Annotated in this window: 17 protein-coding genes; 12 read left to right on the top strand and 5 right to left on the bottom strand. The window is 50.6% G+C overall.

The features are described 5' to 3' along the window. Positions 1-48 precede the first annotated feature (48 nt). Positions 49-690: a stage II sporulation protein M gene (gene spoIIM / locus B1728_RS13585; protein WP_079910765.1), complete on the top strand. Its 642-nt coding sequence runs from the start codon at positions 49-51 to the stop codon at positions 688-690. Between the two features lie 136 nt (positions 691-826). After that, a complete protein-coding gene (fur, locus tag B1728_RS13580; protein ID WP_079910764.1) occupies positions 827-1,285 on the top strand; it encodes a ferric iron uptake transcriptional regulator in 459 nt (152 codons plus the stop codon). 173 nt (positions 1,286-1,458) lie between these two features. On the opposite strand, the gene lepB is transcribed toward fur, so the two are convergent. Continuing rightward, a complete protein-coding gene (lepB, locus tag B1728_RS13575; RefSeq protein WP_079910763.1) occupies positions 1,459-2,010 on the bottom strand; it encodes a signal peptidase I in 552 nt (183 codons plus the stop codon). A gap of 201 nt (positions 2,011-2,211) precedes the next feature. Here lepB and ald point away from each other — a divergent pair, with 201 nt between their 5' ends. The 5 genes from ald to B1728_RS13550 all read left to right on the top strand — a co-directional run bounded on the left by ald (position 2,212) and on the right by B1728_RS13550 (position 6,794). Further along, a complete protein-coding gene (ald, locus tag B1728_RS13570) occupies positions 2,212-3,348 on the top strand; it encodes an alanine dehydrogenase (RefSeq protein ID WP_079910762.1) in 1,137 nt (378 codons plus the stop codon). A gap of 61 nt (positions 3,349-3,409) precedes the next feature. After that, positions 3,410-3,643: a DUF4227 family protein gene (locus tag B1728_RS13565; protein ID WP_079910761.1), complete on the top strand. Its 234-nt coding sequence runs from the start codon at positions 3,410-3,412 to the stop codon at positions 3,641-3,643. Between the two features lie 103 nt (positions 3,644-3,746). Beyond that, complete coding sequence (gene xerD, locus B1728_RS13560) at positions 3,747-4,661, top strand: site-specific tyrosine recombinase XerD (protein WP_079910760.1); 915 nt, start codon at positions 3,747-3,749, stop codon at positions 4,659-4,661. A 102-nt stretch (positions 4,662-4,763) separates the two neighbouring features. Continuing rightward, a complete protein-coding gene (deoB, locus tag B1728_RS13555) occupies positions 4,764-5,939 on the top strand; it encodes a phosphopentomutase (RefSeq protein WP_079910759.1) in 1,176 nt (391 codons plus the stop codon). 24 nt (positions 5,940-5,963) lie between these two features. After that, entirely contained in the window at positions 5,964-6,794 is an 831-nt protein-coding gene (locus tag B1728_RS13550; protein ID WP_079910758.1) for a purine-nucleoside phosphorylase, read from the top strand. Between the two features lie 132 nt (positions 6,795-6,926). On the opposite strand, the gene galU is transcribed toward B1728_RS13550, so the two are convergent. The 4 genes from galU to B1728_RS13530 are packed head-to-tail and all read right to left on the bottom strand — an operon-like array spanning position 6,927 to position 11,452. After that, positions 6,927-7,850 carry a UTP--glucose-1-phosphate uridylyltransferase GalU gene (galU, locus tag B1728_RS13545; protein WP_079910757.1) on the bottom strand — a complete coding sequence of 308 codons (924 nt, stop codon included), beginning with the start codon at positions 7,848-7,850 and terminating at the stop codon, positions 6,927-6,929. Then, the gene (locus B1728_RS13540; RefSeq protein ID WP_179136006.1) at positions 7,847-8,254 is read right to left on the bottom strand and encodes a GtrA family protein; all 408 of its coding nucleotides are present in this window, start codon (positions 8,252-8,254) and stop codon (positions 7,847-7,849) included. Before B1728_RS13540 ends, galU begins: the two co-directional genes overlap by 4 nt. Continuing rightward, complete coding sequence (locus B1728_RS13535) at positions 8,247-9,230, bottom strand: glycosyltransferase family 2 protein (protein ID WP_079910755.1); 984 nt, start codon at positions 9,228-9,230, stop codon at positions 8,247-8,249. Before B1728_RS13535 ends, B1728_RS13540 begins: the two co-directional genes overlap by 8 nt. A 17-nt stretch (positions 9,231-9,247) precedes the next feature. Next, on the bottom strand, positions 9,248-11,452 hold the full coding sequence (locus tag B1728_RS13530) for an ArnT family glycosyltransferase (RefSeq protein WP_079910754.1): 2,205 nt from the start codon (positions 11,450-11,452) through the stop codon (positions 9,248-9,250). 267 nt (positions 11,453-11,719) lie between these two features. On the opposite strand from B1728_RS13530, the gene B1728_RS13525 reads away from it, so the two are divergent. From B1728_RS13525 to B1728_RS13505, 5 genes are all read left to right on the top strand, one after another. Then, the gene (locus B1728_RS13525; protein WP_079910753.1) at positions 11,720-12,403 is read left to right on the top strand and encodes a response regulator transcription factor; all 684 of its coding nucleotides are present in this window, start codon (positions 11,720-11,722) and stop codon (positions 12,401-12,403) included. Further along, complete coding sequence (locus B1728_RS13520; protein ID WP_079910752.1) at positions 12,400-13,896, top strand: sensor histidine kinase; 1,497 nt, start codon at positions 12,400-12,402, stop codon at positions 13,894-13,896. Before B1728_RS13525 ends, B1728_RS13520 begins: the two co-directional genes overlap by 4 nt. A 354-nt stretch (positions 13,897-14,250) precedes the next feature. Further along, positions 14,251-14,664 (top strand): flagellar protein, encoded by a 414-nt coding sequence (locus tag B1728_RS13515; protein WP_079910751.1) that lies wholly within the window; start codon positions 14,251-14,253, stop codon positions 14,662-14,664. Positions 14,665-14,873: 209 nt separating this feature from the next. Further along, entirely contained in the window at positions 14,874-15,251 is a 378-nt protein-coding gene (locus B1728_RS13510) for a cupredoxin domain-containing protein (protein ID WP_079910750.1), read from the top strand. A gap of 163 nt (positions 15,252-15,414) precedes the next feature. Beyond that, positions 15,415-16,596, top strand: a complete 1,182-nt coding sequence (locus B1728_RS13505; protein ID WP_079910749.1) for a D-alanyl-D-alanine carboxypeptidase family protein — start codon at positions 15,415-15,417, stop codon at positions 16,594-16,596. The last annotated feature ends 68 nt before the right edge of the window (positions 16,597-16,664 follow it).

Here is a 16,664-nt window from a genome sequence, read left to right as displayed (position 1 = left end):
TCTCCGATCATATGCTTGTACTAATCGTGCAAGGGGGGATTATGCAGCATGAACCGGAATCGTTCGCTACAGCTCTATATGAAGGAACATTTGCCGCTGTATGTTTTTGTCTTAATTATATTTATCATAGGTGTAGTGTTCGGCGCGGTCATGGTCAATGCGCTTTCTCTGGAGCAAAAGCAAGAGATTATGCGGTATTTGAGCCACTTTTTCTCTACGGTGGACCAGGGAGAGTTTGGCGATGTCCAGCAGTCGTTCCAGCAGTCCTTCAGTCTGCATATCAAGTGGATTCTCATTATCTGGATCTTGGGGATGTCCGTTATCGGACTTCCGCTTATATGGGTGCTCGATTTTTTAAAAGGGGTACTGGTAGGCTTCACGGTTGGTTATCTGGTCGGTCAGCTGTCCTGGAAGGGATTGCTGTTTGCCCTTGTATCAGTCGCTCCGCAGAACTTGATCGTCATCCCGGCGATCATCATATGCAGCGTGACAGCCATGGCCTTTTCCATTCATATGGTCAAACACCGGTTTATGACGCGGAGAGGCGCATTCTATGAACCGTTCATGCGATATTCGGCAACGATCTTACTATCGGGCGTGCTGCTGGCCGGTGTAGCACTGTTTGAAGCATACGTATCACCTGTCATGATGAAGTGGGTTACGCCGATGCTTATGACGATGTCGTTTTAAATGTTTGACTTTCCGGGCACCCTCAACCTATAATGAAAGAATGAAGCCCAGCAGAAGCTGAAGCTCTTGCCGCACCATTCTGGGCGCAGACTTACGCAGCAGGTTTTGCTTTCGCAAAACCCGTAGGGGGAGTAGCATGGAATCTCGCATTGATAAAATTAAACAACAGCTGCAGTCACAGGGCTACAAACTAACTCCTCAACGGGAAGCTACAGTCCGTGTGCTGCTTGAAAACGAAGAAGACCATTTAAGCGCGGAAGATGTATTTATGCTTGTGAAGGACAAAGCTCCGGAAATCGGTCTGGCGACGGTTTATCGGACGCTGGAGCTGCTCACCGAGCTTCATGTCGTGGAGAAGATGAATTTCGGGGACGGCGTTGCCCGTTACGATCTGCGCAATGACAGCACTCATCATCATCATCATCATTTAATCTGCGTGCAATGCGGCGCCGTCGATGAGATTATGGAGGATTGGCTGGGTCCGCTGGAGGAACGGCTTGAGAAGGAATACCGTTTCCAGGTGTTGGACCACCGTCTTGATTTTCAGGGGATTTGCCACCGATGTATTGATAAGACGGACAAAACTAAAAATTAAAATGACGAAGCCTTCTGCTTGGGATTCCAAGCGGGAGGTTTTTTACGTTAATAAGACCTTTTCGGAAGCGGTCCGACTGGAATGATCTCCAAGGAGATCCATGTATTCATGGAATGAGAAAAGGGGCGTCCCTCCGTCATCTATCATGACTTTGAGACAACCCCGTGGGACGGTTATATCTTTTTGCCTAATACGTGATCCAATGGAATAAAGCCGATATTTCTGCTGTCCTTACTATTGTTCCGGTTGTCTCCCATGACAAAGATATGATCCGGCGGAACGGTCAGCTTCTCGCTGCTGGAGTAGTTCATCGTTTCATTGAGATAAGGCTCATTCAGAGGCTCCCCGTTTCGGTACACCTGATGGTTCTTGAATTCCAGAACATCTCCCGGCTTGCCGATGACTCGTTTTACATAAATAATCTGGTTATCTGCACCGTGGGAAAATAAGGAAATCAGCGGATGCTCTGCCAAATCGTCTGCAAAGGTTCTTTCGCGGTCCACTCGGCTGTCCAGAATGACAATGTCGCCATACTGGGGTTCAAGATGGAACGTATGCGATAGTTTCGAGATAAAGATGCGCTGCTGATCATGAAGCGTCGGATCCATGGAGTGTCCCATAACCTTGGTCGGCTGAATAATAAAGATACCGATCAATAGGGCGCAGCCAATAGCCGCTCCAATGGAACCTGCCCAGCTTCGAATCTCAGCTCCTAATTTTTTCATTCGGGTTCCCCTTCCCCAATATCATTTGCTGAATAAAGTATATCATGAGAATGCGATAAGTTCCAAAGCTGAAAAATGGGTCATTAGGATAGGTCAGCGTAGGTTTCTGACGCGACAGAGAAGGTGAAACGGTTAAGGCAGAGCAATAACGGGGAAATTAAGGGCATCCTGTCACAGCATATGGAAGGAGAGGTCGACGGTATGAGTCGTGCATGTACGATTGGGGTTCCTAAAGAAATCAAAAACAATGAGAACCGTGTCGCTTTAACTCCGGGAGGCGTGGGCTTGCTTAGCCAATTGGGCCATAAAATAGTGATAGAAAGCGGAGCGGGTGCAGGCAGCGGCTTTGCGGATCAGGATTACGCCAAGGAAGGGGCCATCCTGCTGGAGCAAGCGGCTGACGTATGGTCGCAGGCCGATATGATTATGAAGGTCAAGGAGCCGCTGCCGGAGGAATACGGATATTTCCGGGAAGGCTTGACTTTGTTCACCTACCTCCATCTGGCTGCCGCACCTGATTTGACTGAAGCGCTGCTCGACAAGAAAGTAACCGGTATCGCCTATGAGACCATCCAGCTATCTAATGGGAGCCTGCCCCTCCTTACTCCAATGAGCGAGGTTGCAGGGAGAATGTCCGTCCAGGTCGGCGCACAATTTTTGGAAAAGTTTTATGGCGGGAGGGGGATTCTGCTCGGTGGCGTTCCTGGAGTACCGCCTGCGGATGTGGTGATCCTGGGAGGAGGTATTGTCGGGACGAATGCAGCCAAAATGGCACTGGGTCTGGGAGCTAACGTAGTGATCATAGACCGGAACGCCGAGCGTCTCCGTTATCTGGACGATGTGTTTCACGGGAGAATACGAACCTTAATGTCCAATCCCCATCATATTGCCAGTGCGGTTCAAAAAGCAGACCTTCTGATCGGCGCTGTACTGATCCCGGGAGCCAAGGCACCGAAGCTTGTTACAGAGGAAATGGTCAAGCAAATGAAGCCCGGCTCCGTCATTGTCGATGTGGCGGTCGATCAAGGCGGCACCATAGCTACGGTTGATCGTGTAACGACCCATAGCGATCCGGTTTACGTGAAGCATGGCGTTATCCACTATGCGGTAGCGAATATGCCGGGAGCGGTTCCCCGTACCTCCACATTGGCTCTGACGAATGTGACCCTATCCTATGCGGCCGAGCTCGCCGGCAAGGAGCTTTCCCTAATCATCAAGGACCATCAAGAGCTTAAGCTCGGAGTGAATACGTATCAGGGACAAATTACGCATGCGGCCGTTGCCGCGGCGGTGGGAAAACCATATGTCGACCTGGATTCGCTGCTTCCGCGTTCTTGAGCAACCGAACATAAAAAGGCGAAAGGGATCATAGTCTATCCTAAGAGGGGAGGTACAGGCTATGATCTTTTCTTTACGCAAATGGGTAGGGCGTCTAAAATTTCTGCTTGTCTTCGTTGTGTTCTCTTATGCGATGTATCATATGCTGCTGGCGATTACCCAATGGATCGAGCCGACCCAGCGATATAAGGAGCCGACAGGGAGAGCGGTCAAAGTATTCCAGAATCATGTCATGATGACGGAGCAGGGGCCGATGAGCGAACGGTTGAAGCTCTTTTACTGGATCGGAGAATAACGATTTGAGCAAAAAGCAGGATTATCCTTTTTCATGTTGAATTTAGTAACGGATTGGACGACAAGCGTCCATCGCGGGGACTGACATAGAAAGGGAAATCAGCATGAAAAAGGAACTGGACTCGTTTATTCACTATTTGTCCGTCGAGCGGCAATTGGCGAAGAACACGCTGGACTCATATGAAAGAGATATTATCCAGTATCTTGATTTCTTGGAGAATCAGGATATTGCTGCATTAAAGGATACCAAAAAAATACATATATCGAGTTATATGCTGCACCTGAAGCGAATGGGACGAGCTGCCGCTACACAATCCCGGAGTCTGGTGTCTATTCGGGCCTTCTATCAATATCTGGTCAGGGAGCATCGAATGGACCATGATCCGACCATGCTTATGGAAATGCCTAAGCTGGAAAAGCGGGTTCCCAGTGTGTTGACCATCGAGGAAGTGGAGTCGCTGCTGGATGCCCCTCAAACGGAAGTGCCTAATGGATTGAGGGACAAAGCGATGCTGGAAATATTGTATGCTACGGGGATACGCGTATCGGAATTGATCTCGATTGACGTAGAGAACGTGAATCTGGAGATGGGATTTCTTCGTTGCATCGGAAAAGCGTCCAAGGAACGCATTATTCCTCTCGGGGCTATCGCTTCGGAATATGTCGGGCACTACATCACGGCGGCCCGGCCAAAAATGCTGAAGCAGTCCCAATCCGAGCAGGCTTTGTTCTTGAATCATCTCGGCACAAGAATGACGAGACAAGGGTTCTGGAAAATTATCAAGCGGTATGCAGCAGAGACGCAGATCATGAAGGAGATCACGCCGCATACACTGCGCCACTCCTTTGCCGCTCATTTGCTTGAGAACGGGGCGGATCTTCGGTCGGTACAGGAAATGCTCGGACATGCCGATATTTCGACGACGCAAATCTATACCCAGGTAGCCCGCGGCAAAATGAAGGACGTGTATGACAACGCTCATCCGAGGGCGAAAAAGGCGCTGGCAGACCGGCCATAATGCATGAAAGCTTGCTTAAGGTACAAGCAGGCTTTTTTTGCAAACGAATGAAGGATTTGCGATAATAACATCAGACTTGAGGATGAACAGGAGGTGTACCGCTTGAAATTTCAACGTATATGTTTGATTGTTCTTGATAGTGTAGGCATTGGCGAGCTGCCTGACGCGCCTTCCTTCGGCGATACCGGTTCCCATACGTTGGGACATATTGCGGAGAAGAACCCTTCGTTTGCCCTGCCGCATCTCGAGCAGTACGGGCTTGGCAACATTGCCCCGCTTAAAGGCATTGCGCCGGTGGAGAAGCCGCTTGCTTCCTACGGCAAGATGGCCGAGGTCTCTGTAGGCAAAGATACGATGACGGGCCACTGGGAAATTATGGGGCTCAAGGTGAGCATCCCGTTTAACGTGTTCCCGGACGGTTTTCCGAAGGAATTAATCGAACGGTTCGAGCAGGAGACTGGACGCAAGGTGCTGGGCAACAAGCCGGCTTCGGGTACGGAAATCTTGGACGAGCTTGGCGAAGAACAAATGAAGACGGGCTCATGGATTGTTTATACCTCTGCGGACAGCGTGTTTCAATTGGCTGCACATGAAGACATTATTCCGTTGGAGGAGCTGTACCGGGCATGCGAGATTGCCCGCAAGCTGACGCTTGAAGACCCGTATGCGGTAGGACGGGTGATCGCGAGACCTTATGTCGGACAACCCGGCGCATTCAAGCGAACGCCGAACCGTCACGATTACGCGGTGAAGCCTCCCGAGCTAACGGTTATGAACTATTTGAAGGACGCAGGACTAGATTGTATTGCCGTAGGGAAAATCAACGACATTTATTCCGGCGAAGGCGTTACCGAAGCGCGTTCTACCAAAAGCAATCTGGACGGCATTCAGGCGACCATTGAATACATGAAGAAGCCTTTCAACGGGCTCTTGTTTACGAACCTCGTTGATTTCGATTCCTTGTACGGTCACCGCCGCGACCCGCAGGGCTACGCCCGGGCATTGGAGGAATTCGATGCATGGCTCCCGAAGCTGCAGGAGTGCATCGGTCCGGACGACCTGCTTATCTTGACAGCAGATCACGGCAACGACCCGATTCATCACGGAACGGATCATACACGAGAATACGTGCCTTTGCTGGTCTATAGTCCGAGCTTGAACAACCAAGGCTCCTTAGGTGTGAGAACCACCTTCGCCGACGTCGGGGCCACGATTGCCGATAATTTCGGTATGAAATCGACAGGCAACGGGAACAGCTTTTTACAGCAATTATCCTAATAATCTCAGGAAGAGGGTCAAACGATGGAAGATCAATCGATACTTGTGAAAATTCAAGAGGCAGCAGCATACATACGAAGCCAATATGCGACAGCACCGAGCATCGGACTCATTCTCGGCTCCGGGCTTGGCGTGATTGCCGATCTGGTAGAGAACGCCACGGTGATATCTTACAGCGATATTCCGCATTTTCCAGTGTCCACTGTAGAAGGACATGCAGGCGAATTACTACTGGGCACGATTCAAGGCAAGCATGTGCTGCTGATGAAGGGCCGGTTCCATATGTACGAAGGATATGGAGTGGAGGTCGTATCCTTCCCGGTACGCGTCATGAAGGAGCTGGGTGTGAAAACCCTGGTTGTTACCAACGCGGCGGGCGGGATCAATACGTCCTATGAAGTCGGCGATTTGATGCTTATCAAGGACCACATCAATTTCACCTCCCGCAATCCGCTTATCGGACCTAACCATAACGAGTTGGGGGTAAGATTCCAGGATATGTCGGAAGCTTATAACCGTCAATTGCGCCAAATAGCCAAAGAGGTGGCCGCTGAGCAAGGCGTTAAGCTTCAGGAAGGCGTCTATATCGGCTTGCTGGGCCCATCCTATGAGACTCCCGCGGAAATCCGCATGATGCGCACACTGGGCGCCGATGCTGTAGGGATGTCTACCGTAGCGGAGGTCATCGTTGCCCGCCATGCTGGGATTGAAGTGCTGGGCTTCTCCTGCATAAGCAATATGGCGGCCGGAATTCTTGATCAACCGTTATCCCATGAAGAAGTGATGGAAACAACGGAACGCGTGAAGCCGAAGTTCTTGCAATTGATTCTGGGTATCGTAGGCAAGCTGGACTAGGCTCAACCAGCATTTCAGCTTGTACGCTGTGCCGGTGCCCGAAGGAATGCCTTCAACCTCATCGAGTATGAGATGAAGGCATGTCCTTGCAGCACCTGCAAGGCTGATGATAGCCGGACATCGCTTTTTCCTCTAAAAAACCTCGATAGAACCCTGAGTGTACCGAAGCTGTAACCCTTCCTTATTCGTCTCCCTTTGCACCAATTGCTGAAGATAGGAAAGCAGCTGCGGCCGCAGCTCCTTGCGCTGCAAGCCGATTTCCGCGATCGCTTTCATATAGCCCAATTTGTCGCCGATATCATAACGGTTCGCCGCCACATCCAAGGCTAGCAGCTGCTCTTGCTTGCAAGCCACGCGAAGCGCATCCGTCAGCTGATATTCATTTCCTGCGCCTCGTTCGATGCTTTCAAGATAGGAGAAGATGGACGGCTTTAATATATATCTCCCCATAATGGCAATATGGGAAGGGGCAGAGCCGGGATCCGGCTTTTCTACCAGATCGCCTACTTCATACACCTGCCGATGCTGCTTGGCAGGCGCGATAATGCCGTACTTATTGACCTCGGACCGATCCACCTGCTGCACGCCGACGACCTGTGCATCGAATGCCTCGTATACATGAATCATCTGCTGCAGGGCAGGTGTATCGGACACCATAATATCGTCCCCTAACAGTACAGCGAACGGTTCATCACCAATAAATTGATGCGCACAAAGAATGGCGTGTCCTAATCCCAGCGGCTCTTTTTGCCGGATATAGTGAATGCTCGCCATTTCCGAAATGCGCTGCACCTCGTTAAGCAAGTCCAGCTTCCCTTTTTGCTGCAGCGTTTGCTCCAATTCGAAGGATTTGTCGAAGTGGTCCTCGATCGATGTTTTATTGCGCCCCGTCACGATAATGATGCTTTCAATGCCGGATTGGACCGCTTCCTCCACGATATATTGAATCGCAGGCTTATCCACAATCGGAAGCATTTCTTTGGGCTGTGCTTTCGTTGCCGGGAGAAACCGGGTGCCAAGACCGGCGGCAGGAATAACGGCTTTTCTGATTTTCATAACATTTCCTCCTTGTTTTCTCTGGTAAATCGAAATACCCATAGACGGCTGCCGGCAAAATTGATGAATGCACCGGCAAAAGCGGAGATGAGCTTGCTTACCGGAAGCGACAGGCCTGCCTCCGTGTACAGAAGTGACAGCACCCAGGAAGTAAAGAGCAGGACGACGATATTAAGCAATAGAAATTTGGTGAATTCTCCTTTATCCGCCTTGCCTTTCCGCTGAAAGGTCCAGGAACGGTTGAAGGTGTAGCTGTTCAGCACACCGCATAGGAACGAGACGCACTGGGCGATCAAATAATGAGCGTCGAAGCAGCTGAGCACAGCAAAAATGGATAAATCAATGCCGGAATTCATCAAGCCGACGATACTGAATTTGACCAGGCGCTGAATCGGCTTACTCATAGCCGGCACCGGCTCGTTGGCTGCGATGGCGGTCCTTTTTGGCCAGGCCATAGCTTTCGCGAATAATATACAAGGGACGGCCTTTGGTTTCGTCGTAGATCCGGCCGATATATTCGCCGACGATTCCCAGCATGATGAGAATAAACCCGTTAAAGAAGAGCTGAATAATCGTAATGGATGTCCAGCCGGGGAGGGTCGCGTCGGTAAACAGCTTGGCATACAGCACGTACAGCATATAGATGAAGCCCGAGAAGGAGAAGAGAAATCCCAGATAACCGGCTAATTTCAAAGGCTTATGGGAAAATGACGTCATGCCGTCCAGACTTAGCTTGAGCATTTTTTTCAGCGGATAGTGGGATTCCCCGGCAAGCCGTTCATCGCGTTCATATTCTATGGCGGTCTGGCGGAAGCCGACCCAGCTGACCAGCCCCCGTACGAACCGGTTGCTCTCGGGGATTCGCTTCATCTCTTCACAAACTCGGCGGTCCATCAGCCGGAAGTCGCCGGTATCAATGGGGATGGAGATGTCCGTTGCTGCACTAAGCAGTCTGTAAAACAGGCGTGCCGTCTGTCTCTTAAACACCGTTTCACCTTTACGCCTCGTACGTTTGGCATAGACGACATCGTAGCCTTCCTTCCATTTGGAAATCATTTGCGGTATCAGCTCCGGAGGATCCTGCAAGTCCGCATCAATGATGACGACGGCATCCCCGGAGGCGTAGTCCATTCCTGCTGTAATGGCAATTTGATGTCCGAAATTTCTGGAAAAATCGATCAGCTTGACCGAAGGGTCGAACCGGCTGTAATCCAGCAGGATGGAGGCCGTCTGATCACGGCTTCCGTCATTGACGAACAGAAGCTCGTAGGTTTCTTTGGTCCGGTTCATGACCGTTTTGAGCCGCCGGTAGGTCTCGTGGATGACGGCTTCTTCGTTATATACAGGGATAATGATGGTATATCGAATGGGGCTATCCATACCATTCTTCCTCCTTATCATCCGTTTACGTTGATTTCATACAAGGTTAAGCTGCTGCTTCTGCTGAAGGATTGAGTATCTGTGTCAGATGAGGCGCCTGTTTGCCATTCGGATGAAGGTACCACCTGACTATTGTCCTTAATCCATTGGAGCACCTCCGAGCTGCCTCCTTGGCCGCCCGTGCCTCCTCCAAATCCGCCTCCAGACGGCAGTAAAAAGTATTTGATTTGCTTGTCGGCAACCATTTGCTTCAATCGGTCTACCGTCATGATGGGGTCAGAGCCGCTATAGCCGCCCATAGCCATGACTGCTTTACCGGATTCGATAATATAAGGCGCTGCTGTAGTTGCGTTAGTTGTGCCGAACAGGAAGGTCTCTCCGGTATTATGACGGGTCACGTAGGACAATAGACCAGCATTGATCTGATCGTCTCCTCCCATCGGCATTCCTCCACGGCCGCTTCCCGATGCTTGAGGCCCTGCTTCCGGAAGCTTGCTGTTTTGTCCGTATAGAATCGGTGTCGCCGTCCAGTACAAGGGTGCGGCAAGCAGGATGAGCAGACTGGCCAGCGCAGCGTAATAAGAGTAAGACTTGTGCTGCTGCTTTATCAGCACGAGGACCAGGGTAGCAGCCAAACCCGCTGTCCCGACGCCATATAACCACGCTGCGTGGATGGAGCGGATATTCTCGTACAATATAACGACCTCCAGGGCTGTAGCGGCCAGCACGGAAGCGGGAAGAAGCCATGAAGTCCAGCCCGATTTGGCTTTATACAGGTTCCATAAGGCAATCCACCCGGCTCCCGTTAGAGCCGCTATCGGAGGAGCCAGCATAATGAGATAATATTGATGGAAAAATCCGGCGATACTGAAAAAAATCATTCCTGGAATAAGCCACGCCAGCCAAAAGATTGTTTCTTTATGCCGAGGTGTCAAACCGCTTTTTCTTCGGATGCTTCCGAGCAGCCCTACGCAGCCTATGGCGGCTAAAGGAATAAGCCAGCTGATTTGTCCGGATAGTCCGGACTGGAATAGGCGAAGCGGACCCGGGCTGCCGGTTCCAAACATGCCTCCGCCGCCAGGTCCGCCGCCTCCCATAGGACCTCCATCCCCCATAGATCCTCCAGATCGGAGCCTGCCGCCGCCGTCACCCGAACTCGGCATCTGACCGCGATTCCCGTTTCCATCCCGCATCATGCCACCAGGTTGATTCTGGTTAGTAGCACTGTTGGAGTCGTCCATCCGATTCGGTGACTGTGATACATTGGAGCCGGCCTCCGGCTGGTTCGGTGTTATGGCAGCTGAACCTTCAGCTCTCGTTAGTCCTGGAACCGAAGGATTTCCAAACCGGCTGCCGGATTGCTGCTCAGACTGTTCAAGCAAGTTTCGATCTTGAGCGGCATTGCTGGGCCCGGTGCTGCCCCGATTTTTTCCGGTCAGCCTTTGAATCCCGTTATAGCCAAAAGCAAGCTCCAGTACGGAATTGGTTTGGCTGCTGCCGATGTAAGGTCGGTCTTCCTTAGGAATCGAGTCGACGATTACAGGCCATGACAAGGACACGAGAAGCAGGGCAGCCGCTGCTCCCGCCAATAGGGCTGCCTTCTTTTTCCAATTCACTTTGAAGGCAAGCAGATAAAACAGGCCGAAGGCTGGAACCACCATATAGGCTTGCATCATTTTCATGTTAAAGCCGATACCGATCACGGCAAATGCGGCCAAGACCCACCAGGCCTGCTGTCTTCTGACGGCACGGAACAGCATCCAGGCAGCGACCAGCAGTGTAAAGACGAGCAGGCTGTCGACGTTATTGGTTCTGGCGACCGCCGTTGCGACAGGGGTACAGGCCATAACCAGAGCGCTTATGCGTGCGGCACCCTTTCCGAAGCTGGGCTTTACCAGGCAGTACAGAAGGAGTACCGAGCCTACGCCTGCCAAAGCCTGAGGAAGAATAACGCTCCAGCCGTGCAGACCGAATAGAGCTGCGCTTAACGTCTGAATCCAGAACGTAACCGGAGGTTTATCTACCGTTACATAGCCCGCCGGGTCAAACGAGGCGTAAAAGAAATTGTGAAAGCTTTGCAGCATGCTCTGCACGGCTGAGGTGTAATAGGCGTTAACATACTTTTCTTTCCAAATATTGAAAATATTCAGGAAAGCGGATAATGCGGCTATGAGAAGAAGGACCGCATCGATATGTTGAAATCGAGTCCGAGGCTGCTTCATTTGTCCATGTTCACTCCGTTCCTATATGGCTGTTATCAAGTGATGAGCTTAGCTTGGGATCATTATGTACCTGCAACCTTAATTGAACGTGAGAGTCCGCTGAATATTTGCTGAGAGGTGCGGGCTCCAGGAAGCGCTTATAATGAAATCATTCTTGATTTTCAGCGGACGTTCAGCTTGCGTTCAGATCGTTTTCAGATCGAAGCCGGATAATAGGAGTGCACAAAGGATAAAATGGTGTACAATGGAATCCGGAGGGATCAGAGAATGAATCAGCTAAAAGGAATCAAAATATTGCTCGTTGATGACGAGCCTAATATACTTCAATTTTTGGAGCTGGGACTTACGAATGAAGGCTTCGAGGTTGAAACCGCTCAGGACGGCTTTGCGGCGATCACCGCAGCAAGGCAATTTCAACCGCATATCGCCATCCTCGATGTCATGATGCCCGGCATGGACGGCTTCGAGGTATGCCGGATGCTGAAGAAAACCGAGAATATTGCGGTGATCATGCTGACGGCGAAGGAGGAGGTAGAAGACCGGGTCAAGGGGCTCACGCTTGGAGCGGATGATTACATGTCGAAGCCCTTCAGCTTCGAGGAGCTGCTGGCGCGCATTCATGCGAGGATTCGCAATCATTTTCCGAATTTGCTCGGGGAGGTCGCGATCGGTCCGTTCCGCATCGACGACCGGCGCAAGGAGATCAGCTATGAGAATCGGGTACTGGAGCTATCTCCGACAGAGTATGAGCTTCTATCCTTTCTTGTTATTAATCACGGGCTGGTGCTCAGCAAAAGTAAAATATTGGACAAGGTGTGGGGCTATGATTTCGGCGGGGAAGAAAATATTGTGGAAGTGTATATCCGTTCCTTGAGAGACAAATTGAACGATAAGGAGCATCGATTGATTCGTACGCTGCGGGGTGCCGGATATCGGGTGGATCTGTCATGAAACGTAACGTTCTAAGACGGCTGGCCCGATTATTCGCGCCCCGTTCTTTGCGATATCAGCTTCTTTCCCGCTCCTTGTTGATATTGGCAGGGCTGCTGCTGCTTATCGGAATTTTCCAATATTTGTTTATGCAGCAATTCGTGTATAAAAATAAGGCGGAGAGCATTCAAAGCCAGATAATGACGATCCCGCGGGAAGCTTGGTCGAATATGAACAAAGAGATGCAGGGGCCAAGGAAGGATCCGCCGATGCGCCTGCTGTTCTTTTCTCCGGATTCCTCTGTTGCTTTTATCGATACGGAAGGCAATTATAAGCTGATCGTTGACCCTCCCGAAACGGGGGCGACGGTGAAGCTTTCCCAGCAGGAATATCAGGAAGCTATGGGTTCCAAGCATTGGATTAACTATAAGATCGTCAACGACGAGAACGGAGTCGAGCAGCTTGTCGTTCTGCAGCCGATTGTCAACCGGGGCAAGCTTATCGGTCTCGCTCAAGTCAATACGGGAACGGCTCCGCTGAAGGATGTGCTGTTGCTGCAACTGGTGACCTTTATGGGCCTATCCTTCCTGGCCCTCGTGTTCGGCTTGCTCACCTTCCTGCCGGTGCTCAAGCGGACATTGGTTCCGCTATCCAAAATGGTAGGTACAGTGGAAAAGATCGATGCAGGCAATCTGGACGAACGGCTTCCGAGCCGGCAAAACCAGCTGGAAATCGACCGGCTGTCCATTTCCTTTAACCGGATGCTTGAACGGCTGGAGGCATCGTTTGAGGCGGAGAAGGAGGCCAAGGAACGGATGCGGAGGTTTATTGCGGATGCGTCGCATGAGCTCCGTACGCCGTTAACGTCCATCCACGGATTTCTCGAAATCCTGCTTCGCGGGGCCATCCATCAGCCTGAGCAGCTGCATAAGGCGTTGAAGAGCATGTATTCCGAATCGGAGCGTATCAACAAGCTGGTGCAGGATCTGCTGCTGCTGGCGCGGCTGGATCGCACACCGACATCGGAGATGGAGGAGGGGCATCTGGACGAGGTGGTTCTGAGCATGGAGCCCCAGCTTCGTCTGCTGGCGGGGAATAGAGAGGTCACATTGCATGTAGAGCCTGAAACGTCATGCATGTTTGATCAGGACAAAATGAAGCAGATCATCTTGAACTTGTTTCATAATGCCGTTCAGCACACAAATGCCGATACGGGTCATATAACCATCAGCCTGGCCCGTGCGGGTCAAGGGGTGCGGCTCTCTATAGGAGATAACGGCTCAGGCATTCCGGAGGAACATCTTCCTCATTTGTTCGATCGCTTCTACCGCGTCGATACGTCCCGGGCACGCAAATATGGGGGAGCAGGGCTTGGATTATCCATCACCAAGACGATTGTTGATATGCATGGAGGGGCGATCCAGGTCGAGAGTGAAGAAGGACGGGGAAGCACATTCCATGTCTGGATACCCGAGCACCAGCCTGCTGTAGAATCTTCAGACCATCACGAATAAGACTGCCGGTCGACGGTTTGCTTGAACAAAGCGAAACGTCGGCGGCAGTCTTTTTTGACGTATTGTTGCTCAGTGTTAACGTTTGTTCGATTTTTTCGAGCCTTTATCGCTGGTTCGGGTCGTTGTATTTTGGTTTGCATGACCTTGCTGCTTATCGGACATCCTCGTCACCTCCCAAGCCTGTCTCCTGTAATGGACAAGCTTTTTTAGTATGACATGCCTCTCATGAGCATATACATGGTTGTATCACAGGGCCAAATTCGGTTTTCACGGATTTAGACCTATGAGAAATAGTTCTTTCGTGCTATAATCTAGGCACAAAGTACTTACATACAAGGTTAGGAAGTGGCGGCGATGAGTATTTTGGCGGTGGCCAATTGTCCGGGATGCGGGAGAGTGTTCCAAAGAAACCTGCGCAACATGTGTATGGACTGCATCAAGTCTATTGACGATGAGTTCGAAGCCTGTTACCGTTTTATGCTATATAACCGTAGAGCTACGACTGAACAATTAAGACAAGCTACAGGTGTCAGCCAGCAGCGTATCACGCAGTGGATGAAAGACCATCGGCTATCGGTTGCCGATTTTCCTAATCTGACCTATTCCTGCAACAGCTGCGGAGCTCCGATCCGCCAGCATCACTTATGCTTGCCATGCAGCAGCAGATTGACTCGCGACATCCGGGAGCTCCACGCCCAGGAGGCGAAGAAAATAGATCCAGGCATCGGCTTTTACAGCAGAGACAGGGTTCGGGCAAGAAGCAAATAAGATAGAGGAAAGCCTTGCTCCAACGGCATTTGGAGGGGCTTTTTGTTTTTGCATAAACTTGTGTTAGAATAATCTGGTGAAACGGAAATGTGATAAATTGTCACAAATTTTTCACCGGATTCCCTCGAAAAGGAATAGGTAAAGCACGTTTCATTATGTACAATAAGGCTATACGTCTGTTGGTAAAACTGTAAGGGGGATATTTCCAAATGCAAAAGTGGATCATGTTTACTTTATTTATTGTAGCCTGCCTTCTGGGTGCAGGAGTGCTGTTCCAAAACATTTCGGAGCGTCAAGCGGAAATGGCAGCGGAAGCGAAAGCCGGACCCCAGTTGAAATTCGTGGCTTCGAACTATCAGTTCGATAAGCCTGAATATACAGTCAAAGCTGGCGAAAAGGTGACCGTTTCTCTGATGAACAAAGAAGGTCTTCATGCGTTGGAAATCGTAGGATTGAACGTGAAGCTGGACAATAACACGAAATCCGCTGATGTTACGTTTGACAAACCAGGCACTTACGAAGTACACTGCGTGCTTCCTTGCGGTCCTGGACATGCTGACATGAAAACCAAGCTTATCGTACAATAAGGTAGAACAGCTTAAGGGAGTCGAGAGATCGGCTCTCTTTTCTATTCCAGGCCGGGATGAAATTCATCCCGGCTTTTTCTTTTTCCACGGATTGGAATATTTCAAGGTAAAGTAGTCAACACTGATAAGCAGTAATATAACATTTTTGGAGGGGTAGAAAGGTATGCTCAACAAGGTACTCAAACTGTTCGTTTCTATCTCGCTGCTGGCGTCATTTGCATGGCCTGCGGCGTTTGCGGAGGAGAAGAAGGCTCCGTCCCAAGCTGTTGATTTGGCACCGAATGCGATGTCGGCAATTACCGTCGATGCGGATACGGGAACGGTCATTTTCGAGAAAAACAAGGAAGCGAAATTGCCCCCGGCCAGTATTACGAAAATTATGACGATGCTGCTCATCATGGAAGCGATTGATCATGGAAAGCTCAAGATGGATGACAAGGTTCGCACCAGTGAATATGCGGCTTCTATGGGAGGCTCGCAAATATTTCTTGAACCGGGAGAAGAAATGACCGTTCAAGACATGCTGAAGGGGATTGCCATGGCCTCAGGTAACGATGCTTCCGTCGCTATGGCGGAGAGGATAGCAGGCTCCGAGCAGGCCTTCGTTCAAATGATGAACGAGCGGGCCCAGCAGTTGGGAATGAAAAACACTCATTTTGTTAACTGTAACGGCCTCCCGGCGGATAATCATTATTCCTCTGCCCAAGATATCGCCATCATGTCGCGAGAACTATTGAAGCATGAAGAGATTACACAGTTTACTGGAGCATATCAGGACTACTTGCGCAAGGATACGCCTAAGCCCTTCTGGCTGGTCAACACGAACAAACTGGTCCGGTTCTACAGCGGTGCCGACGGTCTGAAAACGGGTTTCACAGGCGAAGCGAAATTTTGCTTATCGGCTACGGCCAAAAGAGATAATTTGCGAGTCATCAGCGTTGTGATGGGCGAGCCGAATACGAAGACGCGAAATGCGGAAGTATCCAGCCTGTTCGATTATGCCTTCGCTCAATACACAAACCTGCCGATTGTCAACAAAGGAGACACCCTGGGACAAATTAAAGTAAGCAAAGGCGAGCAGCCGGTTATTCCGTTGACCGCAACGCAGCGCTACAGCCTGCTGCTTAAAAAAGGCGATGCTGCCGAAGGCATCCGCCACGAGGTGCAGCTGAATCAGGACTTGAAGGCACCAATCAGCATGGGCCAGCAGGTCGGTAAGCTTGTTGTGTATAAAGGCGATCAGGTGCTCTCGGAGTTCGAGCTTACTTCGCCGGTTGACGTTAAGAAAGCGGGCTTATGGGTGCTGACCAAGCGTACCGCCAAACGTTTGTTCTTTATTGATTAAGGAGCTGCCTGCAGAGGCAGATGTGCGGCTCAAGCGCAATATGTCACATTTCTTCTATTTCTAGCGCA

The sequence above is a fragment of the Paenibacillus sp. 32352 genome (assembly GCF_002042965.1).
GTDB lineage: Bacteria > Bacillota > Bacilli > Paenibacillales > NBRC-103111 > Paenibacillus_S > Paenibacillus_S vulneris.
The sequence above is the reverse complement of the archived record's forward strand: the minus strand, read 5'-3'. Positions and strand labels throughout refer to the sequence as shown.

Bases quoted from the DNA above. Each gene is read 5' to 3' on its own strand.
- spoIIM (WP_079910765.1), top strand. From the start codon at position 49: ATGAACCGGAATCGTTCGCTACAGCTCTATATGAAGGAACATTTGCCG.
- fur (WP_079910764.1), top strand. From the start codon at position 827: ATGGAATCTCGCATTGATAAAATTAAACAACAGCTGCAGTCACAGGGC.
- lepB (WP_079910763.1), bottom strand. From the start codon at position 2,010: ATGAAAAAATTAGGAGCTGAGATTCGAAGCTGGGCAGGTTCCATTGGA.
- ald (WP_079910762.1), top strand. From the start codon at position 2,212: ATGAGTCGTGCATGTACGATTGGGGTTCCTAAAGAAATCAAAAACAAT.
- B1728_RS13565 (WP_079910761.1), top strand. From the start codon at position 3,410: ATGATCTTTTCTTTACGCAAATGGGTAGGGCGTCTAAAATTTCTGCTT.
- xerD (WP_079910760.1), top strand. From the start codon at position 3,747: ATGAAAAAGGAACTGGACTCGTTTATTCACTATTTGTCCGTCGAGCGG.
- B1728_RS13550 (WP_079910758.1), top strand. From the start codon at position 5,964: ATGGAAGATCAATCGATACTTGTGAAAATTCAAGAGGCAGCAGCATAC.
- galU (WP_079910757.1), bottom strand. From the start codon at position 7,850: ATGAAAATCAGAAAAGCCGTTATTCCTGCCGCCGGTCTTGGCACCCGG.
- B1728_RS13540 (WP_179136006.1), bottom strand. From the start codon at position 8,254: ATGAGTAAGCCGATTCAGCGCCTGGTCAAATTCAGTATCGTCGGCTTG.
- B1728_RS13535 (WP_079910755.1), bottom strand. From the start codon at position 9,230: ATGGATAGCCCCATTCGATATACCATCATTATCCCTGTATATAACGAA.
- B1728_RS13530 (WP_079910754.1), bottom strand. From the start codon at position 11,452: ATGAAGCAGCCTCGGACTCGATTTCAACATATCGATGCGGTCCTTCTT.
- B1728_RS13525 (WP_079910753.1), top strand. From the start codon at position 11,720: ATGAATCAGCTAAAAGGAATCAAAATATTGCTCGTTGATGACGAGCCT.
- B1728_RS13520 (WP_079910752.1), top strand. From the start codon at position 12,400: ATGAAACGTAACGTTCTAAGACGGCTGGCCCGATTATTCGCGCCCCGT.
- B1728_RS13515 (WP_079910751.1), top strand. From the start codon at position 14,251: ATGAGTATTTTGGCGGTGGCCAATTGTCCGGGATGCGGGAGAGTGTTC.
- B1728_RS13510 (WP_079910750.1), top strand. From the start codon at position 14,874: ATGCAAAAGTGGATCATGTTTACTTTATTTATTGTAGCCTGCCTTCTG.
- B1728_RS13505 (WP_079910749.1), top strand. From the start codon at position 15,415: ATGCTCAACAAGGTACTCAAACTGTTCGTTTCTATCTCGCTGCTGGCG.